We start from the raw sequence: 24,751 nt of genomic DNA, 5'->3' as shown, positions 1-24,751 counted from the left end.
GACTATTAAGAGGATCGCGAGCCCGGCCGTCGGCCAGGCTGGAGAGTCTCGCCCAGGCAGGGACCATCGCGAAACTTTCGCCGTTTGAGTCGTGGCGGTCACGCTGCCTCACGAGGCTGGCGGGATCGCCCGCTGTCGACAACCGGCTGTGCGTTGCGGCTAGCCGCTTCGAGCTTTTCTTCAATCGCCCTGATGCGGATGAGGCTGGTTTCAATCAGTTTGCGGTTGGCGCCGATAAGGTCGGCCAGAATGCCCATTATCGCGATAAGCACGCCGGAGACCAGCAAGGCACCGCCGATGACCAATGATTGCACATGGCCATCGCCCGCGCCTTCCATCCAGAACCAGATAAAGCGCAGGATCGGCAATATCCCCAGGAAGGCAATCAACAGGCCGCTGCAGACAAAAACCTTCAATGGGTTGTAGGTGGTGTAAGCGCGAGCCATCGTCATTCCGGTATTTGCGATGAAGCGCGGGATCGACTTGAATAGCCGGGAAGGGCGAGTTGTTTCGTGAGTTCGGATCGGCACCGTCAGAATGGCCATGCGCTTGCGCCCGGCCTGGATGAGCATGTCCGTGGTGTAGCTGAATTCGGTGGTGATGTTGATCCGTTGGGCGGCTTCGCGAGTGATCGCGCGAAAGCCGCTGACGGCGTCCGGGACATCGGCGTTGGCCAGCCGCTGCACCGCTGCGCTGCCGAGGCGTTGAAGCAGGCGCTTGAATGGAGAAAAGTGCGTATTGTTGGTCACGCCACGATCGCCAACGACGATGTCTGCCTGACCGGACAAAATCGGAGCGACCAACAAGGCGATGTCAGCGCCTTCATATTGCCCATCCGCGTCGGTGTTGACGACGATGTCCGCCCCGGCCTCGAGAGCGGCTTCTAACCCGCTCCGAAATGCCGCGGCTAAACCGCGGTTGCGCCGGTGGCGGACCACGTGCTGCACGCCCCAAAGTCGGGCGACCTCCGCAGTGCCGTCGTCGCTGCCATCATCGATGACAAGAAATTCGATCTCGTCGATTCCCTCTATTCGGCGGGGTAGTGCGGCGAGAGTGGCCGGCAATACCTCCGCCTCGTTCAGGCAGGGAATTTGGATGATCAACTTGGTCATGGTGCTCCTGAACGAGAATCTAGGCGTCGGCGTCGGTCAAGTATTTGATTTTACATAGTCTTTTAATGGCCGGCAAAGTTGATGGATCATTACGGTCCTTCAGGAGCGTCCAACCGTTTCAGGTGGTTGCAGGAGATGTGACGGGCTCCGGGAACTGATCCTCCGGTAGGATGTCCCGGTGCGGGGTTAGCCGCTCAGCGAGCCAGGCAGAAGCAAAGGCCAGCGCGATACCGACCGGCAAGTCGACCAGGTAATGCCAGCGGTTGGCAATCGCATCGATGGCGATGAATCCGAAGAGCAAGATATAGAGCGGCACCAGCACCCGGCCGTAACGCCAAGCGAACAGCAGAAAAAGGAAGCTACCCCCCGTATGGAGCGATGGCATCGCCGCGACTCCTGCGGTGAAGTTCAGGCTGCCATTGGCTGCAAGCCACACCTCTCCATTGGCCGCATTCTGCCGCCAGGCCTCAAGCATCCCTGCCTGCGCGCCGCTTTGCAGCGGCTCGAGCCCCGGCTCGTAAAGGAACGGGCCAAGCGCGGGCATGAGCAAATATGCTATCGCGCCGAGGCCTTGGAATATCAGCGCTGCCAGGAAAAGCGTTCGGAAGTGCTCGGGTGTGCGCAGCGCATGATAGCAGAAGCTGACATAGAACATGCCAATGAAGGCGGTCATGTAGAGGTTGCTGTCGAGCGGCACGATTGGCACAAGCGCGCGCCTCAACGCGAAGCAGGCGAGCACTAATGGCCGGAGCGCGCGATCGATCTCCCAGTAGAGCCAGTCCCACAGTGTCGGATTGATATGGGGAATCCACAGCTTCAAGTTGAAGTGGAGCAGCAACACCGCTGCATAACATGGCAATGCCACCAGAAAGGTTGAGAGCAGCGCCCGACGCTGCCCGACGAGTGCGAAGCAGGCCCAGACCGACAAACCTAGAAGCGGGTAGAGATAATGGATACCGACAAACGCGGCCCGCTCTCCCGAGGGGAGATTAAACGGCAGTTCGAATAGCCACGAAACGACAGTCACCAGGCCGGCCAGGGCTACGGTGAAGCTGATTTCGGGCCATTTCCGCAACAGGTCCATCATGGGGACATGGCTAAGGCAACATGCTTAAGATGTTGTTAAACGATTGATCGCGCTTGCTTGGTTCCTGCTTGAGGCTAAGGGGCGACTGGGCGGCATGGCGCCGCATGGGAGCCGGCTTTCCTTGCATCAATCCGACCGCGCCGGGCTGCTCTATGCGCTGGCTGGTTTCTGCACACTCTCGATTGGCGATGCGATCATCAAGGGCATGCCGGGCGCTTGGCCGGCGCCGGCGATGGCGGCGACGCGGTATATTGCCGGCACGCTGCTGCTTGGCGCGTTGATGGTGCGGTACGAGGGCTGGCGATCGTTGGCCCTGCCACGCGATAAGCTGCAGTGGGTTCGTGGGATCGCGATCAGTATTTCGGCCATGGGCATGTTCCTGGCCGTCTGGATCATGCCGCTGGCTGAAGCGACGACGATTGCCTTTACGCAGCCGATGATCACCGCCGTGCTCGCCACGGTCCTGCTCCGAGAGCGCGCGCGACCGGCGACTTGGATCGCGACCCTGATTGCCTTTGCTGGGGTATTCGTGGTTCTTCGTCCGAATTTCGCAGTCGCGGGATGGGGCATTCTCTTTCCGCTGCTGGGCGCGACGGGCATGGCCGTCACCATCATCGCCAACCGGGCTGTGCAGGGGAGGGCCAGCATCCTCGCCATGCAGTACTACATGTCGGTCACCGCCATGATCTTCCTGCTCTTCGCCACGACGGCCGCCCATTTCACCGGGCTGGAGAACTTCGCCATGCATTGGCCGCACTGGAGCGTGGTCGCGCGCTGCGCTTTCATCGGCCTCAGCGCCTCGCTAGCGCAGTGGCTGATCTTCATGGGGACTGTGAAGGCGGGTGCCGGCACCGTCGCTCCGATGACCTACGGGCAGCTGCTGATGGCGGTGACGTTGGGGTGGATATTCTTCGACGATCATCCGGATCCGATCGCGCTTCTGGGTGCGGCGATCATTATCGGAGCGGGCCTGTTCCTGTGGTGGGAAGGTCGCTTGGGGACGGCCAAGCCGGCCTGACACGCGGCGCGGGCATGGTTACGGGGTCGGTAACCCAATCGCTCAACCGCCGAGCAAGGGTCATTGAGCGATAAGCGTCTTGGGCCGCACCGGAGACCGCCGTGTCACGTAGGCCGCATCCCTATTTTGGTCGACTGAATCGCAGGGAAGAGCCTATTCCAGCGCCTGTTGCGCGTGGGGCAAATGCGCGTGTTCCCTTGGCCAAGCCGGGCGATCAGCCGGGCGTCCTATGGGACGCCTATCGGGAAGCGCATCCGCCCGAATGAAAAAGGGCGCCGCAAGGGGCGCCCTTTTCCTTTTTCGTACGCGAGGTCGAAGGCTCAGCTCTCGACGTGCTCCGCGAGGATGGTCAGGCCGTTCTCGCCCACCTCGGCGAAGCCACCGCGAACCTCGATGCTTTCGAAATCGGAGCCTGAGGTGCGGTAAACCTTAACCGCGCCATCGCGGATCGTGGACATGACCGGAGCATGACCTTCGAGCACGCCGAACTCGCCCTCGGTACCGGGGACGACCACCATGTGGACTTCCTCGGAGCGGACCAGACGTTCCGGCGTGACGAGTTCGAAGTGCAACGCCATGATCAGGCCTCTTCAGCCAGCTTCTTGGCCTTCTCGACTGCTTCGTCGATGCCGCCGACCATGTAGAACGCGGCTTCCGGCAGGTGATCGTACTCGCCATCGACAACGGCCTTGAACGAACGGACGGTGTCTTCGACCTGCACGAACTTGCCCGGGATATTGGTGAAGACCTCGGCGACGTGGAACGGCTGCGACAGGAAGCGCTGGATCTTGCGCGCGCGGGCGACGGTCAGCTTATCCTCTTCGGACAGCTCGTCCATGCCGAGAATGGCGATGATGTCCTGCAGGCTCTTGTACTTCTGCAGGGTCTCCTGGACGCGACGAGCGACGTCGTAGTGCTCCTGGCCGACGACGGCCGGGGTCAGCACGCGGCTGGTCGAGTCCAGCGGGTCGACCGCCGGGTAGATGCCGAGCTCGGAGATCGCGCGGTTCAGCGTGGTCGTTGCGTCCAAGTGGGCGAACGAGGTTGCCGGGGCAGGGTCGGTAAGGTCGTCCGCAGGGACGTAGATCGCCTGCACCGAGGTGATCGAGCCCTTGTTGGTCGAGGTGATGCGTTCCTGCAGCGCGCCCATGTCGGTCGACAGGGTTGGCTGGTAGCCCACCGCCGAAGGAATACGGCCGAGCAGCGCCGACACTTCCGAACCCGCCTGGGTGAAGCGGAAGATGTTGTCGACGAAGAACAGCACGTCCTGGCCTTCCTGGTCGCGGAAATACTCGGCCATGGTCAGGCCCGAGAGCGCGACGCGGGCGCGGGCGCCCGGGGGCTCGTTCATCTGGCCGAACACGAGGGCGACCTTGGAGCCTTCCGAGGTGGCGTTGCCGTCGGCGTCCTTGGCGATAACGCCGGCGTCGAGGAACTCGTGGTAGAGATCGTTACCTTCGCGGGTACGTTCACCCACGCCGGCGAATACCGACACGCCGCCGTGACCCTTGGCGATGTTGTTGATCAGTTCCTGGATCAGCACGGTCTTGCCGACGCCGGCGCCGCCGAACAGGCCGATCTTGCCGCCACGCGCATAGGGCGCGAGGAGGTCGATGACCTTGATCCCGGTGACGAGGATCGCGGCTTCGGTCGACTGATCGACGAACAGCGGGGCTTCGGCGTGGATCGGGGCGGTCTGTTCGGCATTCACCGGACCGCGCTCGTCGATCGGCTCGCCGATGACGTTGAGGATGCGGCCGAGCGTCTTCGGGCCGACCGGCACCGAGATCTGCGCGCCGGTGTTGGCAACCTTCTGGCCGCGGGTCAGGCCTTCGGTCGAGTCCATCGCGATGGTGCGGACGGTGTTCTCGCCGAGATGCTGGGCAACTTCGAGCACCAGCCGCTGGCCGTTGTTCTCGGTCTCGAGCGCGGTGAGAATTGCCGGCAGTTCGCCTTCGAAGGCGACGTCCACGACGGCGCCGATGACCTGGGCGACGGTGCCGTTGGTCGTCTTGTTGAGCACGGGGGCGGTGGCCATTTTGGTTTCCTTGCCTTGAACTTGCTTAAAGCGCTTCGGCGCCAGCAATAATTTCGATGAGTTCGGTGGTGATCGCGGCCTGGCGGCTGCGGTTGTACTGGATGGTCAGCTTGTTGATCAGGTCGCCGGCGTTGCGCGTGGCATTGTCCATCGCGGTCATCGAGGCGCCCTGTTCGGAGGCGGCGACTTCCAGCAGCGCACCGAAGATCTGGGTCTTCAGATAACGCGGAAGCAACTCCTCGAGGATTTCCTCCTCGCTCGGTTCGTACTCGACCACGGCGCCACCGGTTTCGGCGGCCGTGGTGGGAGCCGGAACCGGGACGATCTGCTGGACCGTCGGCTCTTGTACCAGGGCAGAGCGGAAGATCGGGTAGATCAGATGCGCGACGTCGAACTTGCCGGCGTCAAACATGCCGATCACTTCGGATGCGATCGCTTCGGCTTCGGCAAAGCCGGGCTCGCGCACGGTCGAGGTGTCGAAGTTCGCGCCCACCGCGTTCGGATAAACGCGACGGATCGGTGCGCGGCCCTTGCGGCCGACGAGGTAGAACTCGACGGTCTTGCCCGCCGCCATCAGCTCGCGCGCCTTGGCCACGGCCGCACGCACGATGTTGGAGTTGAGGCCGCCGCACAGACCCTTGTCGGTGTTCACGACCACCAGCAGGTGGCGCTGGTCCGAACCAGTGCCGCGCAGCAGCTTGGGCGCGTTGTCCTGCCCCGCGACCTTGCCGGCCAGGCTGGCCATGACTGCCGCAAGCCGCGTGGCGTAAGGACGCGCGGCTTCTGCCGCGGCCTGCGCCTTGCGCAGCTTCGCAGCGGCGACCATCTGCTTGGCCTTGGTGATCTTCTGGGTCGATTTGACCGAGTTGATCCGACCTTTGAGTTCCTTCAGCGAGGCCACTTAGCGTTCCTTACGCGAACTGCTTGGCGAAAGTATCAAGCGCGGCGACGGTCTTGGTCTTCGCTTCGTCACCAAACTCACGCGTGTCGCGAATGAGAGTCAGCACGTCGGCGTGCTCGCTGCGCATGAAGCTCAGCATGGCGGCTTCGTATTCGGTCACCCGGTTGGCCGGGATCGGATCCAGGTAACCGTTGGTGCCGGCGAAGATCGACACGGTCTGCTCTTCGAACGGCAGCGGGCTGAACTGAGCCTGCTTGAGCAGCTCCGTCAGGCGCGCGCCGCGGTTGAGCAGCTTCTGCGTCGAGGCGTCGAGGTCCGAGCCGAACTGGGCGAAGGCCGCCATTTCGCGGTACTGCGCCAGCTCCAGCTTGATCGAGCCCGCGACCTTCTTCATCGCCTTGGTCTGCGCAGCGCCACCGACGCGGCTAACCGAGAGACCGACGTTAATCGCCGGACGGATGCCCTGGTAGAACAGACCGGTTTCGAGGAAGATCTGGCCGTCGGTGATCGAGATCACGTTGGTGGGAATGTAGGCCGACACGTCGCCCGCCTGCGTTTCGATGATCGGCAGTGCCGTCAGCGAGCCGGCGCCGTTCTCGTCGTTCATCTTCGCCGCACGCTCAAGCAGGCGAGAGTGGAGATAGAACACGTCACCCGGATAAGCTTCGCGGCCCGGCGGGCGGCGCAGCAGCAGCGACATCTGGCGGTAGGCGACGGCCTGCTTCGAAAGGTCGTCGTACACGATCACGGCGTGCATGCCGTTGTCGCGGAAGAATTCGCCCATCGCGCAACCGGTGTAAGGCGCGAGGTACTGCAGCGGAGCCGGCTCCGAAGCGGTCGCGGCCACGACGATCGAATATTCCATCGCGCCGTTTTCTTCGAGCTGACGGACGATCTGCGCCACGGTCGAGCGCTTCTGGCCGACGGCGACGTAGATGCAGTAGAGCTTCTTGCCCTCGTCAGTGCCAGCGTTGACGCCCTTCTGGTTGATGAAAGTGTCGATCGCGACGGCGGTCTTGCCGGTCTGACGGTCGCCAATGATCAGTTCGCGCTGGCCGCGGCCGACGGGAACCAGGGCGTCGATCGCCTTGAGGCCGGTCTGCACGGGCTCGTGCACCGACTTGCGCGGGATGATGCCCGGAGCCTTCACTTCGACGCGACGGCGTTCGGTGCTCTCGATCGGGCCCTTGCCGTCGATCGGGTTGCCGAGCGCATCGACCACGCGGCCGAGCAGGCCCTTGCCGACCGGGACGTCCACGATGGTGCCGGTCCGCTTGACGACGTCGCCTTCCTTGATCTGGGCGTCCGAGCCGAAGATCACGACGCCAACGTTGTCGGCTTCGAGGTTGAGGGCCATGCCCTGGATGCCGTTGGCGAACTCGACCATCTCACCGGCCTGAACCTTGTCGAGGCCGTGGATGCGCGCGATGCCGTCACCGACCGAAAGCACGCGGCCGACTTCCGAGACCTGAGCCTCGGTGCCGAAGTTGGCGATCTGGTCCTTGATGACCTTGGAGATTTCTGCGGCGCGGATTTCCATTGTTAGCCTTTCATCGCCTGGGCGAGAGTATTGAGACGCGAACGGATCGAGCTGTCGATCCGCTGGGAGCCGATGGTGACGACTAGCCCGCCGAGAAGCTCCGGCTCGACACGGGTCTTCAGCTTCACGGTACGGCCCTCGCGGGCGCGGAGCTTCTGCTCCAGCGTTGTGAGCTGTTCGTCGGTGAGGGGGTGCGCGCTGGCGACTTCGGCAGTCACCTCACCGCGCTGCGCGGCGGCAATCGACTGGAACGCGCGAATCGTCGCCGGCAGTTCGCCAGCGCGGCGGTTCTGCGCAAGGACGCCGAGGAAGTTGCGGGTCAGCTCGGAGAGGCCGAGCTTTTCGCCAAGGCCCGAAAGAACGCGGCCCAGGGCTTCGCGGCTCACTTCGGGGTTGCGGATGAGGGCGCGCAGCTCAGCCGATTCGCTGAGTGCGTCGGCAAACGTCTCGAGGTCGCGTTCGACCGCGGTGACTGTGCCCGCCTCGCTGGCGAGATCGAACAGTGCCGAGGCGTAACGCCCCGCTAGGCTTGCCTGAATACCGGCGGAAACATCCACGCGCGAAAGGTCCTCTTAGGTCCGGTGAAACGGAAAATGTCAGTTTGCCGAAAGCGGGCGCGAACGAGGCACCCCGGCAAAGCTGGCGCGCCCGTAGCAAAGGGGGGGCGGGGATGCAACTCGGTGAGCGCGAGTCCGTGCTCCGAGTCCGTCGAGTCTGGCGTATCTGCCCGATTTCTGCGCTTTGTCAGCCTGCCTTAGCGCAGCTGTAAACCAGCCGCTCGTTCGGCCTCTCCGGCAGCAATGCGAGAATCCCGGCCTGCATCGCGCCGTAGTCGCTCGATGCGTCCTGGCCGGCACCGCAAGCGGGCGCCTGGAATTCGGCCCGCGCCGCGCGAATGCGTTCCATGGTCTCGCGATCGAGCAGGTACCTTTCCATCCGGTATTCCTTCGAAGTGGGGTCGAAGGTGTTTACCGAAACCGATTCCTCGTCTTGCGGCACCAGCACCCGGGACCAGGTTCCGTTCGAGAACCCGTATTGGGTGCGACCGTTGACGCAACCATCGGCTGACCAGTTGAAGGGAACGTTGGCTTCTGCCGCCCCCGTCACGCGACTGCGCTCGGGAACGAGGGAACAGATCATGTTGCCGGCGGTCGGGGCGACCATCGGTCCGCGCTTCTCCTCCGCTGCCATCTCGGTTCGCAGCCGCTCTTCGAGCCGGCCCTTTATCTCGTCGAAGCCCGGCCGGCCGATCCATGCCAAAGCTGCGCCGACGACCGCCACGGCAGCCAGGCCGAAGCCGATCTCGGCGTTGTGCTTCAGTCCGACATGGTGGGCATGAATCGCGAGACCCGCGGCGCCGAGCGCGCAAATCAACAGTGTCATGGCAAGAGCGAGTCCGTTGTCGCGTTCGTCAAACAGGGCGAACTCGATCTCGCGGCGCAATTCGGCCTGTCGGCGGGCGAGCGCCTGCTCCTTGGTGGCGGCCTCTGCCTGGGCGACTTGCCGCTGTTGCTCGGCGCGCTCCCGCTCCGCCAGCTCGAGGTCGGCGATGGAGCGGCAGGGCATGCCGTTGACCTGCGGGGTGACGTTGTTCGCGCGGAGAAAGGGCAGCAGCTCGCGCGTCGAGACGGCGAAAAAGAACTCCGCGTCCGCGCCGCCGCTTTCCGCCCCGAAACTGTTGACGCCGATCACGCGGCCGCAGTCGTCGAGCAGAGGCCCACCGCTGGAGCCGCGCGCGATCGGGGCGGTGTGGAGAAGCGAATCAAATTCGCGGGTCGGCCGCCGTCCGGCCAGGGTGCCGGTGCTCTTTACGGGAGGCTGGGCGCGGAAGATGTCCGCGGAGGACAAGCCCTGCGCCCGGTCCACGTTCATGGGATAGCCGACCGCGGTGACGTTTCCGCTCTCGGTCGCGGGATTGCCCGATATCGTCAGCGGGGGAAGCCGCATCGGCTGGGTTGTGGCGAGCAAGGCGAGGTCGTTACGCGGACTTACTGCTACCATCCGCGCATAGACTGCAGTGGTGCCGTCAGACGGAACGATGCCGATCGAGAGGTTGTCGTCCGCACGCGCTTCGGCAACGACGTGGGCGTTGGTGACGATCATCTCGGGACCGACGGCAAAGCCAGTGCCATGGGAAACCGGGACGATCTGCTCCCCGTCCTGTTCGACGATGACGATTCGCACGACGCCGCGCGCCGCGGCGCGGATGTCTTCCGGATCGGCCTGGGCGGCCGAGGGAACGAGCAGGATCAGGCCCAGGACCGGCAGCAGCCGCGCGAGCCATCTCAGGAAACCGGGAAATCGCACTTTGCCCTCCGCCATGCGCGCCTTCTTGCCGTCATCTGCTTTGAGCGCAAGATTCGGGAAGCAATCAGCGGCCAAAGTCCTATTTTGCCAGGCATGATGACCAATCAGCCACCCACCCTCGAACAGATGAAAGCGGCCTTCGCTGCGCGCGATCGTGCGTGGGACGGGCGCTTCGTGGTCGCGGTGACGAGTACCGGGATCTATTGCCGTCCCAGTTGTCCCGCCCGCCGCCCTCGGCCGGAGAACACGCAGTTCTACGAAAGCAACCAGCGGGCCGAGTCCGCCGGCTTCCGCGCCTGCAAGCGGTGCGAGCCTGATGCGGTAACGCGGGATCGCGCTGCGATCGAACGAGCCATCGCACTGTTACGGACGACAGACGAGGCGCTGTCGCTGAGCGACCTGGCGGAGGCAGTCGGTTACTCGCCGAGCCACCTCCAACGTATCTTCACGCGTGACACCGGCCTTTCCCCCGCCTCCTATGCCCGCGCTTTGCGGGAGGAGCGGGCCAGGAGCGCCTTGAGCGCCTCGGGCTCGGTGACCGAGGCGATTTACGAGGCCGGGTTCGAGAGTCCGAGCCGGTTCTATGATTCGATGGAAGGAAAGTTGGGCATGAAGCCTTCGGCCTGGGCCCGCGGAGGTGCGGGAGTGACGATCAATTGGACCGTGACCGAAACCAGCCTCGGACCGTTGCTGGTGGCGGCGACCGACAAGGGCGTGTGCCGCCTGTCCTTCGGACGCGGGCGCGACGAACTGGAGCAGCTGTTCCCCAACGCGCAACTCGTCGAGGGCGGGGCAGACTTTCGCACCTTGGTTGAACGCGTCCTCAAGGCGGTGGATGATCCCGCCACCGGGCGCGACATCCCCGTCGACGTTTCGGGAACCGCGTTCCAGGAACGGGTGTGGCAGGAACTGCGCAAGATCCCTCCGGGCGAGACTCGTTCCTATACCGAGATTGCCGCGGCCGCCGGCAATCCCAAGGCCGTGCGAGCAGCCGGTTCGGCCAACGGTGCAAACCATGTGCCGGTTCTCATTCCTTGCCATTGCGTGGTGCGCTCTGACGGGTCATTGGGCGGTTACGCTTATGGGCTCGACATCAAGCGGGCCCTGCTGGAGCGGGAGAAACAGGCATGAATGCGTTGCGCGATGCTTTTGCGGCCCTGCACCGGCCTGGCGATCCGGTCCTGCTCTACAATATCTGGGACGTCGGCAGCGCGAAGGCGGTGGCTTCCGCGGGCGCGCCGGCGCTTGCGACCGGCAGCCATTCGCTGGCAGAGGCTCAGGGCTTCCCTGACGGGGAAGGCATTCCGCTCAACCTCCTGCTCGACAGTGTTCGCCGGATCAGCTCGGCAGTCGACATTCCGGTATCGGTGGACTTCGAGGGCGGCTTTGCGGCGGATCCGGCTCACTTGGCCGAACACGCGCGCCTCCTGGTCGATGCGGGCGCGGTCGGGTGTAATTTCGAGGATCAGGTCATTGGCGGCGAGGGTCTTCATCCGATCGAGGAGCAGGCTCGCCGTGTGGCCGCGGTCGTGGAAAGCGGGCTTTGGGTCAACGCGCGTACGGACCTGTTTCTTAAGCGGCTGATTGCCGGCGAAAATGCGAACGATCGCTCCTTGCTGGGCGAAGCGCTCGAGCGAGCTCATGCTTTCGCCGGAGCCGGCGCGCACAGCTTCTTCGTGCCGGGTGTCAGCGACCTCGATCTCATTGCGGAAATTTGCGCGGCCTCGCCCCTGCCAGTGAATGTGATCAAGCGGGACATGACGGACATTGCAGCGACTGCCGCGGCGGGCGTGGCCCGTATCAGTTGGGGGCCCTATCCCTGGTATTGGGCGATGGCGCGCCTGACCGAGGAAGCAAAGGCGCTCTACACGAAGCTGTAGGGGTCGATGTCGACTGCGACGCGGACGCCTTGTGGAAACGACAGCGCCCCCAGCCAGTCACGGATGACCTGCTGCACCTCGGCACTGCGACGTGCGTTGAGCAGCAGACGATAACGATAGCGCCCGCGGAGCATCGAAAGGGGGGCCGGCGCGGGTCCGAGAATCATGACGTCATCGAAGTTCGGGCGGGTCGCTCCGATGCGGTTCGCCGCCTCGCGAGCTTCGGCTTCATCCTCTGAAGACACGATGATCGCGGCCCAACGGCCGAACGGCGGCGCACCAGCATGGCGCCGGGCCTCGGTCTCGGCCTCATAAAATGCGTCGCGATCGCCCGCGGCTAGCGCCGCGATGACCGAGGCTTCAGGATGACGGGTCTGGATGAAAACCTCTCCCGGCTTGGCGCCGCGTCCGGCCCGGCCGGCCACCTGCGCGACTTGCTGGTAGGTGCGTTCGGCCGCGCGCAAATCTCCGCCCTCGAGGCCAAGATCCGCATCGACGACCCCGACCAGTGTCAGCTCCGGGAAATGGAAGCCCTTGGTGACCAGCTGGGTGCCCACGATCACGTCGATCTCACCCGCCTCCGCCTGGGCAATGAACTGCGCGGCCTTTTCGGGCGAGTTCAGGGTGTCGGAAGTGACAATTGCCAGCCGGGCTTCGGGCAGAATCTCCTCAACCTCGTGCGCGATCCGCTCGACGCCGGGACCGCAGGCGACCAGGCAGTCGGGCTCGCCGCATTCGGGACAGGCATCGGGCGGAACTGTCTCGTGGCCGCAGTGATGGCAAGCGAGGCGGCGGCTCAGCCGGTGTTCGACCAGCCAGGCGCTGCAGTTGGGGCACTGGAAACGGAATCCGCAATGCCGGCATAGCGTCAAAGGCGCGTAGCCCCGACGATTGAGGAACAGCAGCGACTGCTCGCCCTTCTCGAGCCGATCCTTGAGCGCCTCGACGAGCCGGGGCGATAGCCACCGTCCGCGGTCGGGCTTTTCTTCGATGAGGTTGATGGTGTCGATGGACGGCAATTCGGCGCCGCCGAAGCGGGCAGGGAGGACCAGCTTCTCGTAAATCCCGGTCTGAGCCATCTGCAGGCTTTCCAGGGCGGGCGTGGCGCTGGCGAGAATCACCGGAATGTTTTCGAACCGGGCGCGCATGACCGCCACGTCTCTTGCGTTGTAGCGAACGCCGTCATCTTGTTTGAAGCTCACCTCGTGTGCTTCATCGACGACGACCAGGCCGAGCTTGGCATAGGGCAGGAACAGCGCCGACCGCGCGCCGACCACGACTTGGGCCGTTCCGGCCGCGATGGCCCGCCAGGCCCTGCGCCGCTCCGTCGACTTGAGCGATGAGTGCCATACGATCGGCGGTGCACCGAAGCGATCTTCGAAGCGCCGCAGGAAGGCTTCTGTCAGTGCAATTTCAGGAAGCAGAACAAGGGTTTGGTGCCCATGCCTGAGGTTTTGCGCGATGGCTTCGAAATAGGTCTCGGTCTTGCCCGATCCGGTCACGCCATCGAGCAGGAAGGGCGCGAACTGGCACTGCTTCACGGCACCTACGAAACGATCGGCGACGTCCCGTTGGTCCGGGGACAATTCGGGTTCTGCAAAGGCGGGATCGACCGGCGGATAGGGACGGTCACAATCGACCTCGACAGGTTCCAGCACGCCCTGGTTTACGAGGCCGCGCAACACCCCTTCGCTGACACCCGCCATGCCTGAGAGTTCACGGATAGTCGCCTGTTCGCCATCGAGCGCGTCGATCGCCGCCAGGCGCTGTGGGGTCAGCCGTTCCGGCATGCCTCCGCTCAGGCGGTACTCGATTGTCGTTGCCGGACCGCGCAGGGCACCGCCGCTGGAAAGCACCATGCGCGCCACCGAGGCCAGCGAGGCGCAATAGTAGTCCGCCGTCCATTCGAGCAGCCGGCGAAGCTCGGCCTTGAGCGGCGGAACCGGCAAAACCGCAAGCAGCGGCCGAAGCTTTGCATCGGGAACCGACTGAGTGGGCAGGCGATCTTCCTCCCACACGATGCCCACGATCTGCCGTGGTCCGAGCGGCGCGACGACGACCGAGCCCGGTTCGACCTGCATCCCATCGGGGACACGGTAGTCGAGCGGACCCAGTGCAGCGTTGAAGATAAGCAGTCGAGCGCGGTTCATGTTCACCGCGGCATATGGGCGCCGTACGCCGGGGGCGGCAAGAAGAGAGGTCGCGAAAATGCCCGAAATGATCCTTACACGCCGACGCGCGTTGCTTGGCGGCTCATTCGCCGCGGTCGCTGTCTTGGCTCTGCCGGGTTGTGCCACCTACCCTGCCTTCAGTTACGAGGAAGCGATCCGGCGCCTGCTCGTTCGCGCGAGTGAAGGGGCGTTCCTGCGCTTGACCGAGCCTGGTGGCTATTGGGACCGCCAGGTCGCGCAGGTCGGGCTCAACGGCTATTTCGGTAACCGAGGTTCGGTGCTCGCCAATATTCTGACATCGACCTTGTTCAAGAACCGGCTGGAGCGAGTGGCGGCCGAGATCGCCGTCGACGCTTCCTACCGCGTTGCCCCGGTCGTGACCGACGCCGTGCGGACGGTGGGATACGCCAATGCCATCGCGCTGATTCGAGGCGGTCCGACCGCCGCGACCTCGTATCTCCGAGAGGAGATGGGTGGCCAACTGATCGAAGCGCTGGTGCCCGAGGTAAGCCAGGCATTGCAGGTTGCCGAGGATCCGCTCGTCAGAGAGCTTGTGGTAGGCCTGACTGGCGTCGACTTCGGGGGAATGGCGCGCGGGTTTGCCGGCTCGATCGAAAACGTGATCTGGACCGAGATCGGCCGCGAGGAAGCGGCGATTCGCGCCGACCCCGCAGGAACGCGCGATCGGGTCTTGATGGAAGCATTTGGGGGCAGCGCCCTGTACTAGCCCCTATAGGTCAGCGAAATCTGCGCGACGTGGCTGAGCTTGTCCTCCTCTCCGTCGCGAGGTGACAGGATGATAAGGTAGCCCGCGGTTCCTTCGATCTGCGGAGAGAGCTTGTAGGTCAGGGCTCCTGTGGCGCGCCATTGGTCAATATGGGCATCATCGCCGGCGGTCTGCGAGCGGGCGGTGTAGAGCAACTCCCCGGCCAGCGAGCCCTTGAGCTCCTTTGCCAACGGCCAGGTCGCGGTCACCTTCTGCCGCAAGCGCAGCTCCATTCGATCAGCACCCTCGAAAAAGCGCTCCTCGACCCGGGTCCGGAAGGACCACATGCCAAAGGTGAGGGTCAGTTGCTGATGGGGCCGGAACTCGTCGGTGCTGTCGAAGGTCTCGACATACGCGGCGCCTCCGCCGACGACCGCCTCTTTTGACAACCTGAATTCCGCCATGCCGCGAGAGAGCAGTTGGTTGCCGTTTTCGCGAACACGCTGCGAGAGGTCCAGCGTGCCTGTCACGTCGTCCTCTGCCAAGGGCACTGAAAAGGACTGTGATAGCCACAGCTGCGCGTCCTCGTCCGCCGCATGGACTTCGTCCGAGGGAATGATTCCAGCGGCGGTGAGAGTCAAAACCGAAAAGGCGGTTGTGCGCAGCATGTTGGCGCCTATACCGCCCAACTGCCCAGTAGAGACACAGTTTTACCGATCGATCGCACTGCCATGGCCGAAGAATCTCCTCTCGATCGCTTCAAGCAGGCGCTGACCGGCGCTGCCCGGGCCATCGGGCACGATGCGGAGGCCGAGGTAAGCTGGACCGCCGACGCCCCTGGAATCCAGGGCAAGTCGCTGCGTGTGCCGATGCCGGGCCGCACCCTGCCGCGCGACCAGGCGCAGGAAGCGCGCGGCGTGGCCGACAGTTTCGCGCTCAAGCTGCGTTTCCATGACGAGGCGGTCCACCGCCGCTCGATGCCCTCGGAGCCAGCGGCCCGTAGCTGCTACGATGCAATCGAGCGCGTGCGTTACGAGGCGCTGGGCGAGAACAACTACGCCGGCATGCGCGAGAACCTTGCCGCGGCGACTGAATTGCGCGTGCGGACCGATCCGATCACCCGCGCGACCAAAGCGGACGAGGTCCCGCTGCAGACCGCGTTGGCGCTGATGCTGCGTGAACAGCTGACCGGCCAGCCAATTCCCCAAGCCGCGCAGGCTGGGGTGGAGATGGTCCGCGAGTACGTCGAAAGCCGCACCGGCGACGACTTCGAGCGGCTGGCCCTGTCGATCGACGACCAGCAGGCCTTTCAGTCGCTTTCGCTCGACATGCTGCGCCACCTGCAGCTGGTAGAGGCGGAGCCGCTCGATGATTCCGGCGACGACGAATCGGGCGAGGACGAGGGCTCCGAAGACGAGCAGGGCGAAGACGACAACGACGATGGCGGCAGTGAGATGCGCCAGGAGCAGGTTGCTGGAGACAGCAGTGAGGGTGCGGGCGAGGAGGAGACCGAGCAGGAGGTCGAGACCGAGCAGGAGATGAGGGAAGGGGAGCCCGGCGAAGAGGGAGAGGAGGGCATGATGCCCGTCCGTCCCAATCGCTCGTGGACCGACCTGCCCGACACGTTCGACTACAAGGTATTCACGGAAGAGTTCGACGAGGTCGTTGAAGCGACCGAGCTGTGCGACTTCGAGGAACTCGACCGTCTGCGCGCCTATCTGGACAGCCAGCTGACGGGCCTGCAGGGCGTCGTCACCCGGCTCGCCAACCGGCTTCAGCGGCGCCTGATGGCGCAACAGAACCGCAGCTGGGACTTCGACCAGGAGGAAGGCCTGCTCGACGCCGCGCGGCTGGCCCGCGTGGTCGTCAGCCCGGGCCACTCGCTGAGCTACAAGATCGAACGCGACCAGGAGTTCAAGGACACAGTCGTCACACTGTTGATCGACAACTCCGGCTCGATGCGCGGGCGGCCGATCTCCATCGCCGCGATCAGCGCCGACATCATGGCTCGCACGCTCGAGCGCTGTGGCGTGAAGGTCGAGATTCTCGGCTTCACCACCCGCGCGTGGAAAGGCGGGCAATGCCGCGAGAAGTGGCTGAATTCCGGCAAACCCGCCGCGCCCGGCCGCCTAAACGATTTGCGCCACATCATCTACAAGAAGGCCGACGAGCCGATGCGCCGCGCGCGCAAGAGCCTGGGCCTGATGATGCGCGAGGGGCTTCTCAAGGAGAACATCGACGGCGAAGCGCTGATCTGGGCGCACAACCGACTGCTCGCGCGAGCAGAGGATCGCCGCATCCTGATGGTCATCTCCGACGGTGCCCCGGTGGACGATTCGACCCTGAGCGTGAACTCGGCGGGTTATCTCGAAACGCACCTGCGCAAGGTGATCGACTGGATCGAGAAGCAATCGCCCGTGCAACTGGTGGCGATCGGTATCGGCCATGACGTAACCCGCTACTACAAGCGCGCCGTAACGATCATGGATGTCGAACAGCTTGGCGGGACGATCATCGAGCAACTGGCGGACTTGTTCGAGGTCGAGTGAGCCGAGCGGCCGCCTGGGCCTCCCCATGAACGGTGAGAGTTTCGCCAGGTGTGGAAAGCGACGGTCTCGATCCGCCCCTGCTTGACCTCGGCGACGCACTGCTTAAGCCCGCCGGCGATGACCGCGCCCTTGCACTTGTTCAACTCGCTCACTCGCGAGCTCGAGACTTTCCAGCCGATCCATGCCGGAGAGGCGCGGGTCTATACTTGCGGGCCGACGGTCTACAACTACCCGCACATCGGCAATATGCGCGCTTATGTCTTTGCCGACATCCTCGGGCGGACTCTGAGCTGGAAGGGGTACAGCCTCACCCACGTCATCAACATCACCGACGTCGGCCACCTGACGGACGATGCTGACGAAGGTGAGGACAAGATGGAGAAGATGGCGGCCGAGAAGGCGCAGTCCATCTGGGACATCGCACGGCATTATACCGAGGCTTACTGGGCCGATGTGAAGGCGCTCAACATCCGTCAGCCGGCACACTGGTCGATCGCCACCGACTATGTCCCGGCCATGATCGAATTCGCCCAGTCGATTGCCGACAAGCACTGCTACGAGCTTGAAAGCGGTCTCTACTTCGACGTTTCAACCGTCGCCGATTACGGCCGCCTGGCGCGTGCCAAGACCGACGAGGGGGAGGGGCGGATCGAGGCGGTCGAAGGCAAGCGCAATGCCGCCGACTTCGCCATCTGGCGCAAGACCCCCCCGGGCGAGAAGCGGCAGATGGAATGGGATTCGCCATGGGGGCGCGGGGCGCCTGGCTGGCATCTCGAGTGCTCGGTGATGAGCGGAAAGCTGCTCGGCTTTCCGTTCGACATTCACACCGGCGGAATCGACCACCGCGAGATTCATCACCCGAACGAGATCGCGCAGAACCAGGCGTTCTGCTGCACCAATGGGCTCGACGTGCCGGCCAACAGCGGCGCGCGGCTGTGGATGCACAACAATTTCCTCGTCGAGCGCAGCGGCAAGATGTCGAAGAGCGCGGGGGAATTCCTGCGCCTGCAGCTGCTGATCGACAAAGGCTATCACCCGCTCGCCTACCGCATGATGGGCCTCCAGGCCCACTATCGCAGCGAGCTGGAATTCAGCTGGGAAGGTCTGGGTGCGGCTCTCACCCGCCTGAAGCGGCTGGTCATGGCGGTCGAGGCCTTGAAGGCGCGGGTCGAGGAGCCGATCGAACAGCCCGCAGGCGGGTGGACGCAACTGCGGGCGCATGACGAAGTCGGCAGCATGCTCTTGCCCCACGTCGCGCGTTTCGACGAGGCGGTTTCGGACGACCTTAACACCGCTATCGGACTTACCGTTCTTGAGGACCTGCTGTCGCTCAAGAAGGTCGATCCGCGCGATCGCCTGACGGCCGCGTCCGCGTTCGATGCCGTTCTCGGCCTTGGCTTGCTCGACCTCGGCCGCGCAGACTTGCGTTTGCGGCCCAAGGGCGCGGCGATCGAGGAGACGGAGATCGAAGAGGCCCTCACCCGGCGCAAGGCCGCGCGCGCTGAAAAGGACTTCGCCACTTCGGACGCGATCCGTGACGACCTCGCCGCGAGCGGTGTCGAGGTGATGGACGGTGATCCGCTCGGCTGGGAGTGGAAGCTCTAGCTCCGTGACCATAGCCGTCCTTCCGCAGCACGCTCAGCCTCTTCTCGAAGGTCGTTTGCCCGATTGGATCGACGTTCGCTGGTGGGACTCGGTTGAGGAGCTCCATCGGCATGCGCCCGAGGCCGAGATCGGTTGGTTCGACATGCACGTGAAACCGCCGGCCTTTCGCGCGATCGAACTGGCGACGCAGCTTCGCTGGCTCAACAGTTCCTACGCCGGCGTCGATTGGATGCCGTTGGCGGATCTCCAGCGGCGCGGGGTGAGCCTCACTTGCGGCACTGGCCTCACTACTCAGCAGGTGGCCGAGTTCGCCGTGATGACCATGCTGGCGGTCGCGAAGGATTATCCCGCTGTCGTCCGCGCGCAGGATCGTGCCGATTGGCTCGCGGTGCCGCCGGGGATTCGCGACCTTGCGGGAAGCCGGGCGCTGCTGCTCGGAAACGGGGCCATCGGGAGAGCTATCGGCCGGGTCCTTGAGGCATTCGAGGTCGAGACGGTCCCGGTGACGAGCCGGCAGGGCGATTGGCGTGAGCAACTCGGCATTTTCGACTGGATCGTGCTGGCGGTGCCTGGAACGCGGGAAACCCGCGGGATGATCGGTGCCGCCGAACTTGACGTCATGAAGCCAGATGCGGTGCTGGTGAACTTTGCACGCGCCGATTGCGTGGACCAGGCCGCATTGGTCGATGCCCTGCGCGAGAAGCGCATCGCGGCCGCCATTCTCGATCTCACCGATCCGGAGCCCCTGCCGCCGGGGCACCCGCTTTGGTCGCTCGACAACGCGCACATCACCATGCATCTCTCGGGCATTCCGACGCCCGCCAGCCAGGCGCGCGCGGCCGAGCGGTTCCTGCGCAACTGCGAGCGTTTCGGTAAGGGCGAACCGCTTGAAGCGCGAGTGGATCTGACGCGCGGGTATTGAGGCGTACTTTCTCGCTTGCGGGAGAGGAGGAGACCGTGATGAAGCTCAAGGATACTTACCCGCTCTACCTCAACAACAAGGCTGCGCAGCCCAATTCCGACCTTGAGGTGACCGACAAGTTCACCGGTGAGGTTGCGTTCCGCACCGCGCTGGCCACGCCCGACATCATCGAGGAGGCGATCGCCGGGACCGTCCGTGCCGCCGGGCCGATGGCACGGCTGGCAAGCTATGAGCGGCGCGACGTCTTGCTCCATTGCGTCGGGCGTTTCCGTGAGCGGTTCGACGAGCTGGCTTATGCGTTGTGCGTCGAGGCGGGAAAGCCGATCGGCGATTCCGAAGGCGAGGTCGGCCGCCTGATCGACACCTTCAGCATCGCCGCCGAGGAGGCTACCCGCAACTACGGCGAGGTCCAGCCGCTCGACATCTCTCCGCGCGCCAAGGGCTACATGGGCATCTGGAAGCGCGTGCCGATCGGGCCGTGCAGCTTCATCAGTCCGTTCAATTTCCCGCTGAACCTCGCCGCGCACAAGATCGCCCCGGCCATCGCCGCCGGTTGCCCGTTCGTGATGAAACCTGCCAGCCTGACGCCGCTTGGCGCGATCATCATGGGCGAGGTCCTGGCCGAGTGCGATATCCTGCCCGAGGGCGCGTTCTCGATCCTCCCGGCCCACCGGGAGGGGGCGGACATGTTCACTACCGACGAGCGCTTCAAGCTGCTCAGCTTCACCGGATCGCCTGCCGTTGGCTGGCCGCTCAAGGCCAAGGCCGGAACGAAGAAGGTCGTTCTCGAACTCGGCGGCAACGCGGCAGTGATCGTCGATAAGGATGCCGACCTCGATCACGCGCTGGAGCGGATCGTGTTCGGCGCGTTCTACCAGTCGGGACAGAGCTGCATCGGGGTGCAGCGCGTCCTGATTCACGACAGTATCTACGACCGATTCAAGGACATGCTGGTCTCCAAGACCAAGACACTGGTCGCGGGCGATCCGCATGATCGGAACACCTTCATTGGCCCGATGATCTCGGAGAAGGAGGCGCAGCGCCTCAAGGGCTGGATCGACGCCGCGGTAGAGGCGGGCGCCACGCTGCTCTGTGGCGGCAAGCTTGAAGGCGCGATGCTCGAAGCGACTTTGCTCGAGAACGTTCCCAAGTTCTGCGACGCCAACAAGGAAGAGGCTTTCGGGCCGCTCGCCAACCTGATGCGGTTCTCCGAGTGGGACGAAGCGCTCGACCAAGTCAACGACAGCCGGTTCGGGCTCCAGGCCGGGATCTTCACGCGAGACATCCACAAGGTGCTCGAAGCGTGGGACAGGCTGGAGGTTGGGGGCGTGATTGTGAATGACGTGTCCTCCTATCGGGTCGACAACATGCCGTACGGCGGGGTCAAGGATTCAGGGCTGGGGCGGGAAGGGATCCGCTTCTCGATCGAAGACATGACCGAAATACGGAACCTGGTGATCCGGCGGGTTTGATCCCTCTCCGAAGAGGGAGGGTCATCCTTCCTCCAGGAGAAGCAACTCGCAGCACACCTGCATCCACGGCGGTTCGAGGCGATGGTCGACTGCGGTTACGGCCGCATCGGCCACGAGCTGGCGGGGGATCGCGAACTCGTGATCCGGAAGGAGGGCGATGAACAATTCGCCCGCGTGAACCGCCCCCTCCCCCTCGAACTCAAGCGCCACCTTATGGCGCGCTCCGGCGAAAGTGATGCTGGCCCAGCTTCTTTCCGAATGGCTGGCTATTCTCGCTTGTCCTTTAGCGAGATCGAGCAGGGCGGCCCGCACGCGGTCGCCGGCGTTACGGCGCATATGCGGGCTGAGCTCAGGAAGTCGAGGGCTGGAAGTCATGCAGGCTCTCCTGATAGTCGTTCATGAAATGTTCCACACGGTGTTCCATGCGTGGGCGCGGCATGCGGCCGTTGCGCAGATCGAACACGAAGCGCGGATCGTGGGTGGCGAGGCGGCCGAATTTGGTTGCCGGCATTCCGGTTTTCCGGAGGAATACCTCTACCTTTCGGATCAGCATCACGCGCCTCGTTGAACTGGGTGTTGGCCCCGCGAGTCGCCCCGCGAACTCAATCCATTGCGGTTCAAATCCTACTTGTCTAGGAAAAATCCTACGTGTAGGAGAGCGCTCTCAAGTGTGATAGGAACGCGGCCATGGATGCGCGTGGGAAATTGGCTGAACTGGCGCGGGCGCAAGGCAGTAGCCTGGCCGCGCTTTCGCGGATGCTCGGTCGAAATACGACGTATTTGCAGCAGTATATTACCAAGGGAAGTCCGCGAAAGCTGGAAGAGGAGGACCGGCGCCGCTTGGCGCGGTTCTTCGGAGTCGGCGAATCGGAACTGGGCGGGCCGTCGACGGAAATATCCTACGAACAGGCGAAGGACTGGGTCGATATTCCACGATTGCCGCTAGAAGCTTCGGCTGGTCCGGGCGCGGTGGGAGCGGCGGAAATTCCCTTCGACGCGTTTCGCTTCTCGCGCCGCTGGCTGCGCGAACAGCGGCTTGAGCCCGGCATGCTCTCTTCGATCCGGGTCATGGGCGATTCCATGGACCCGGTCCTGCGCGACGGCGACGAGATCCTCGTCGACCGCACGATGCGGCCCTTTCGCGAGGGCATCCACGTCGTGCGCTTGGGCGAGGCGCTGCACGTCAAGCTGCTCCAGGCCGTGCCGCCCGACCGCCTGCGGCTGATCAGCAAGAATCCGGCCTATGAACCGGTCGAGGTGCTAATGTCCGACATCGATGTCGTGGGCCGCGTGGTATGGAAGGGCGGCAGGATATAGGATTGATCGCCTTGGGGGAGGGGTACATGCACCATCGGTTCGTTTTCGCCGTAGCTTTGATGGCTCTGCCGTCGGTCGCCTTGGGGCAAGGTACTCTCGAACAGCGGGTCGAGCGGATGGAGGCGGAGTCCGACATCCGCCGAATCCTTGTCGAATATGGCGCCTACCTCGATGCCCGTGACTACGCCGGTTATGCCGGGCTCTTTGCTGCGGACGGCGAATGGATCGGCGGTTTCGGAAAGTTCACTGGGCCGGAGGCGATCCGCAAGATGCTCGAGGATGGCCTCGGCAAGCCGGAGCCGGGATTCGTCAACAAGGCGAACTTCCACATGCTGACCAACCCGTTGATCGAGATCGACGGCAACCGCGCCCGGGTTATCTCCAAGTACCTGTTCTGGTCCCGCTCTCCCGACGACCGCCCGACCCCGCTAATGGCCGGGCGCTATGAGGACGAGTTCGTGCGCGAGAACGGGAAATGGAAGATCGCGCGGCGCACGACCTGGGGCGAGATTCCCTTCAGCGATCCCAACGAGCCGCCCTCGGCGCAGGGTCCGAATCTCGCAGTGCGGAGCAACGACGCGCGCCTGCGGGCGGTGGAGGACCAGCTCGCGATCCAGCGGGTGCTGGTTGAATATTCCGCCCGGCTCGATGCGCGGGACTTCGACGGATATGCCGCCCTCTTCGCTCGCCAGGGCACCTGGCAGAACGGCAACACGGTCCGCCGCGGGCGCGAAGAGATCAAGGCCATGCTGGTCGGCCTGTTCGGCGCCCCGGCGCCAGGCTTCGTCAACCGGGAGGACTATCACCTGGTGTCCAATCCGCAGGTCGACGTCGATGGCGACCACGCCACTGCCCGATCGCGCCACCTTCTGATCATGCGCGGCAACGACGGCGAACCCACACCGGAACTGGCCGGGCTCTATGAGGACGAATTCATCCGCGAGGACGGCCAATGGAAGATTCTCCGCCGCATCGACAACCCGATCATGCCGACGCGCGAGGAGTGGCTCAAGGAAATGGAGGCGAGGCGGGCGAGGTAAGCGTAACTCCTCCCCGAGCTCGCCCGTGAAGGATTGAAGGCCGGGCCAAATACGTCCACCTGTCCGCCATGACCGACGTCCAAGAAGCCCCGCTGCGCGCCGCCATCATCACCGTCACGCCGTTCCAGCAGAACTGCTCGCTGGTCTGGTGCAGCAAGACGCTGCGCGGCGCGCTGGTCGATCCGGGCGGTGATCTCGACCTTATCAAGGCGAGCGTGGCGAAGGCCGGCGTGACGCTGGAGAAGATCCTGCTCACTCACGGTCACGCCGACCACTGCGGCCAGGCGGGGATGTTGGCCAAGGAGCTGTCGCTGCCGATCGAGGGCCCGCAAGAGGCCGACCGCTTCTGGATTGCCAGGCTCGAGGATGACGGACCACGTTTCGGGATCGAAACCAGAGTGTTCGAACCGGATCGCTGGCTCGAGGACGGCGACACTGTCAGTTTCGGCGAAGTCGAGCTTGAAGTTATCCACTGTCCCGGTCACACGCCGGGCCACGTGGTATTCTTCCATCGCCCCACGAATTTCGCCTTTGTCGGCGACGTCTTGTTCGCGGGCTCCATCGGCCGAACCGACTTCCCCATGGGCAACCATCAGGACCTGCTCGACGCGATAACGGGCAAGCTCTGGCCTCTCGGCGACGAGGTAACTTTCGTCCCGGGCCACGGTCCGACCAGCACCTTCGGCCGCGAGCGACAGAGCAATCCGTTCGTGAGCGACGCGGCGATCAGGGCGGGGCACTGATGGCTCCCTTGCGCACTCGCGAAAAATCGCTATAGGCCGCGCCTTCGCCGCATGGCTGCCCAGACGCCGTTGCCCTTGCGCATGCAAGGGGCTTGGCTTAGGGGCGCCGTCAAAGACGACAGAGATTTCAAGGAACAGGTGCCGAAATGGCAGTCCCTAAGAGAAAAACTACTCCCTCCCGCCGGGGCATGCGCCGTTCGCACGACGCTCTCACGGTTGCAGCATTCCACGAATGCCCCGATTGTGGCGAGCTCAAGCGCCCGCACAATCTTTGCACCCATTGCGGCAAGTATAACGGACGCGAGATCGTCTCCGTCGGGCTCTAAGGCCCGGATTGCCAAGG

24 protein-coding genes are annotated in these 24,751 nt (G+C 64.1%); 12 read left to right on the top strand and 12 right to left on the bottom strand.

Going from position 1 to position 24,751, the window contains the following annotated elements:
- Positions 1–98 precede the first annotated feature (98 nt).
- Both KK137_RS07910 and KK137_RS07905 read right to left on the bottom strand, forming a co-directional pair.
- Positions 99–1,112 (bottom strand): glycosyltransferase family 2 protein, encoded by a 1,014-nt coding sequence (locus KK137_RS07910; protein ID WP_214535586.1) that lies wholly within the window; start codon positions 1,110–1,112, stop codon positions 99–101.
- Positions 1,113–1,230: 118 nt separating this feature from the next.
- Positions 1,231–2,199, bottom strand: a complete 969-nt coding sequence (locus KK137_RS07905) for a phosphatase PAP2 family protein (RefSeq protein ID WP_214535585.1) — start codon at positions 2,197–2,199, stop codon at positions 1,231–1,233.
- Positions 2,200–2,242: 43 nt separating this feature from the next.
- Here KK137_RS07905 and KK137_RS07900 point away from each other — a divergent pair, with 43 nt between their 5' ends.
- Positions 2,243–3,217, top strand: coding sequence for a DMT family transporter (locus KK137_RS07900; protein WP_250893619.1), 975 nt, complete (start codon positions 2,243–2,245; stop codon positions 3,215–3,217).
- Between the two features lie 320 nt (positions 3,218–3,537).
- On the opposite strand, the gene KK137_RS07895 is transcribed toward KK137_RS07900, so the two are convergent.
- The 6 genes from KK137_RS07895 to KK137_RS07870 all read right to left on the bottom strand — a co-directional run bounded on the left by KK137_RS07895 (position 3,538) and on the right by KK137_RS07870 (position 10,018).
- Positions 3,538–3,795 (bottom strand): ATP synthase F1 subunit epsilon, encoded by a 258-nt coding sequence (locus KK137_RS07895; RefSeq protein WP_055920448.1) that lies wholly within the window; start codon positions 3,793–3,795, stop codon positions 3,538–3,540.
- Positions 3,796–3,797: 2 nt separating this feature from the next.
- Positions 3,798–5,255 carry a F0F1 ATP synthase subunit beta gene (atpD, locus tag KK137_RS07890; protein WP_214535584.1) on the bottom strand — a complete coding sequence of 486 codons (1,458 nt, stop codon included), beginning with the start codon at positions 5,253–5,255 and terminating at the stop codon, positions 3,798–3,800.
- 25 nt (positions 5,256–5,280) lie between these two features.
- Complete coding sequence (locus tag KK137_RS07885; RefSeq protein WP_214535583.1) at positions 5,281–6,156, bottom strand: F0F1 ATP synthase subunit gamma; 876 nt, start codon at positions 6,154–6,156, stop codon at positions 5,281–5,283.
- Positions 6,157–6,166: 10 nt separating this feature from the next.
- A complete protein-coding gene (atpA, locus tag KK137_RS07880; RefSeq protein WP_214535582.1) occupies positions 6,167–7,696 on the bottom strand; it encodes a F0F1 ATP synthase subunit alpha in 1,530 nt (509 codons plus the stop codon).
- Between the two features lie 2 nt (positions 7,697–7,698).
- The gene (locus KK137_RS07875; RefSeq protein WP_214535581.1) at positions 7,699–8,253 is read right to left on the bottom strand and encodes a F0F1 ATP synthase subunit delta; all 555 of its coding nucleotides are present in this window, start codon (positions 8,251–8,253) and stop codon (positions 7,699–7,701) included.
- Positions 8,254–8,440: 187 nt separating this feature from the next.
- Entirely contained in the window at positions 8,441–10,018 is a 1,578-nt protein-coding gene (locus tag KK137_RS07870) for a S1 family peptidase (RefSeq protein ID WP_214535580.1), read from the bottom strand.
- A gap of 78 nt (positions 10,019–10,096) precedes the next feature.
- Here KK137_RS07870 and KK137_RS07865 point away from each other — a divergent pair, with 78 nt between their 5' ends.
- Complete coding sequence (locus KK137_RS07865; protein ID WP_420829316.1) at positions 10,097–11,134, top strand: bifunctional transcriptional activator/DNA repair enzyme AdaA; 1,038 nt, start codon at positions 10,097–10,099, stop codon at positions 11,132–11,134.
- Entirely contained in the window at positions 11,131–11,883 is a 753-nt protein-coding gene (locus KK137_RS07860) for an isocitrate lyase/PEP mutase family protein (RefSeq protein ID WP_214535578.1), read from the top strand. Before KK137_RS07865 ends, KK137_RS07860 begins: the two co-directional genes overlap by 4 nt.
- On the opposite strand, the gene KK137_RS07855 is transcribed toward KK137_RS07860, so the two are convergent.
- Positions 11,868–14,033 carry a primosomal protein N' gene (locus KK137_RS07855; protein ID WP_214536074.1) on the bottom strand — a complete coding sequence of 722 codons (2,166 nt, stop codon included), beginning with the start codon at positions 14,031–14,033 and terminating at the stop codon, positions 11,868–11,870. The genes KK137_RS07860 and KK137_RS07855 overlap by 16 nt on opposite strands.
- Positions 14,034–14,091: 58 nt before the next feature.
- On the opposite strand from KK137_RS07855, the gene KK137_RS07850 reads away from it, so the two are divergent.
- The gene (locus KK137_RS07850) at positions 14,092–14,781 is read left to right on the top strand and encodes a DUF4197 family protein (RefSeq protein WP_214535577.1); all 690 of its coding nucleotides are present in this window, start codon (positions 14,092–14,094) and stop codon (positions 14,779–14,781) included.
- Here the strand turns inward: KK137_RS07850 and KK137_RS07845 are convergent.
- On the bottom strand, positions 14,778–15,428 hold the full coding sequence (locus tag KK137_RS07845; RefSeq protein WP_214535576.1) for a DUF2490 domain-containing protein: 651 nt from the start codon (positions 15,426–15,428) through the stop codon (positions 14,778–14,780). The genes KK137_RS07850 and KK137_RS07845 overlap by 4 nt on opposite strands.
- Positions 15,429–15,491: 63 nt before the next feature.
- On the opposite strand from KK137_RS07845, the gene cobT reads away from it, so the two are divergent.
- The 4 genes from cobT (at position 15,492) to KK137_RS07825 (ending at position 21,308) form a co-directional block, all read left to right on the top strand.
- The gene (gene cobT, locus KK137_RS07840; protein WP_214535575.1) at positions 15,492–17,309 is read left to right on the top strand and encodes a cobaltochelatase subunit CobT; all 1,818 of its coding nucleotides are present in this window, start codon (positions 15,492–15,494) and stop codon (positions 17,307–17,309) included.
- A 117-nt stretch (positions 17,310–17,426) separates the two neighbouring features.
- Complete coding sequence (cysS, locus tag KK137_RS07835; RefSeq protein WP_214535574.1) at positions 17,427–18,914, top strand: cysteine--tRNA ligase; 1,488 nt, start codon at positions 17,427–17,429, stop codon at positions 18,912–18,914.
- A 4-nt stretch (positions 18,915–18,918) separates the two neighbouring features.
- Positions 18,919–19,836, top strand: a complete 918-nt coding sequence (locus KK137_RS07830; protein ID WP_214535573.1) for a D-2-hydroxyacid dehydrogenase — start codon at positions 18,919–18,921, stop codon at positions 19,834–19,836.
- Positions 19,837–19,874: 38 nt separating this feature from the next.
- On the top strand, positions 19,875–21,308 hold the full coding sequence (locus KK137_RS07825) for an aldehyde dehydrogenase family protein (RefSeq protein WP_214535572.1): 1,434 nt from the start codon (positions 19,875–19,877) through the stop codon (positions 21,306–21,308).
- 21 nt (positions 21,309–21,329) lie between these two features.
- Here the strand turns inward: KK137_RS07825 and KK137_RS07820 are convergent, their stop codons facing one another.
- Entirely contained in the window at positions 21,330–21,683 is a 354-nt protein-coding gene (locus KK137_RS07820) for a hypothetical protein (RefSeq protein WP_250893618.1), read from the bottom strand.
- Positions 21,658–21,819, bottom strand: a complete 162-nt coding sequence (locus KK137_RS07815; protein ID WP_420829315.1) for a hypothetical protein — start codon at positions 21,817–21,819, stop codon at positions 21,658–21,660. Before KK137_RS07815 ends, KK137_RS07820 begins: the two co-directional genes overlap by 26 nt.
- Before the next feature lie 176 nt (positions 21,820–21,995).
- Here KK137_RS07815 and KK137_RS07810 point away from each other — a divergent pair, with 176 nt between their 5' ends.
- The 4 genes from KK137_RS07810 to rpmF all read left to right on the top strand — a co-directional run bounded on the left by KK137_RS07810 (position 21,996) and on the right by rpmF (position 24,734).
- On the top strand, positions 21,996–22,625 hold the full coding sequence (locus KK137_RS07810; RefSeq protein WP_214535570.1) for a S24 family peptidase: 630 nt from the start codon (positions 21,996–21,998) through the stop codon (positions 22,623–22,625).
- Between the two features lie 26 nt (positions 22,626–22,651).
- Complete coding sequence (locus KK137_RS07805; protein ID WP_214535569.1) at positions 22,652–23,665, top strand: nuclear transport factor 2 family protein; 1,014 nt, start codon at positions 22,652–22,654, stop codon at positions 23,663–23,665.
- 68 nt (positions 23,666–23,733) lie between these two features.
- Complete coding sequence (locus KK137_RS07800; protein ID WP_275950682.1) at positions 23,734–24,408, top strand: MBL fold metallo-hydrolase; 675 nt, start codon at positions 23,734–23,736, stop codon at positions 24,406–24,408.
- A gap of 146 nt (positions 24,409–24,554) precedes the next feature.
- Positions 24,555–24,734: a 50S ribosomal protein L32 gene (rpmF, locus tag KK137_RS07795; protein ID WP_082553650.1), complete on the top strand. Its 180-nt coding sequence runs from the start codon at positions 24,555–24,557 to the stop codon at positions 24,732–24,734.
- The last annotated feature ends 17 nt before the right edge of the window (positions 24,735–24,751 follow it).

This window comes from Croceibacterium selenioxidans (assembly GCF_018599195.1).
Classification (GTDB): domain Bacteria; phylum Pseudomonadota; class Alphaproteobacteria; order Sphingomonadales; family Sphingomonadaceae; genus Croceibacterium_A; species Croceibacterium_A selenioxidans.
The sequence above is the reverse complement of the archived record's forward strand: the minus strand, read 5'-3'. Positions and strand labels throughout refer to the sequence as shown.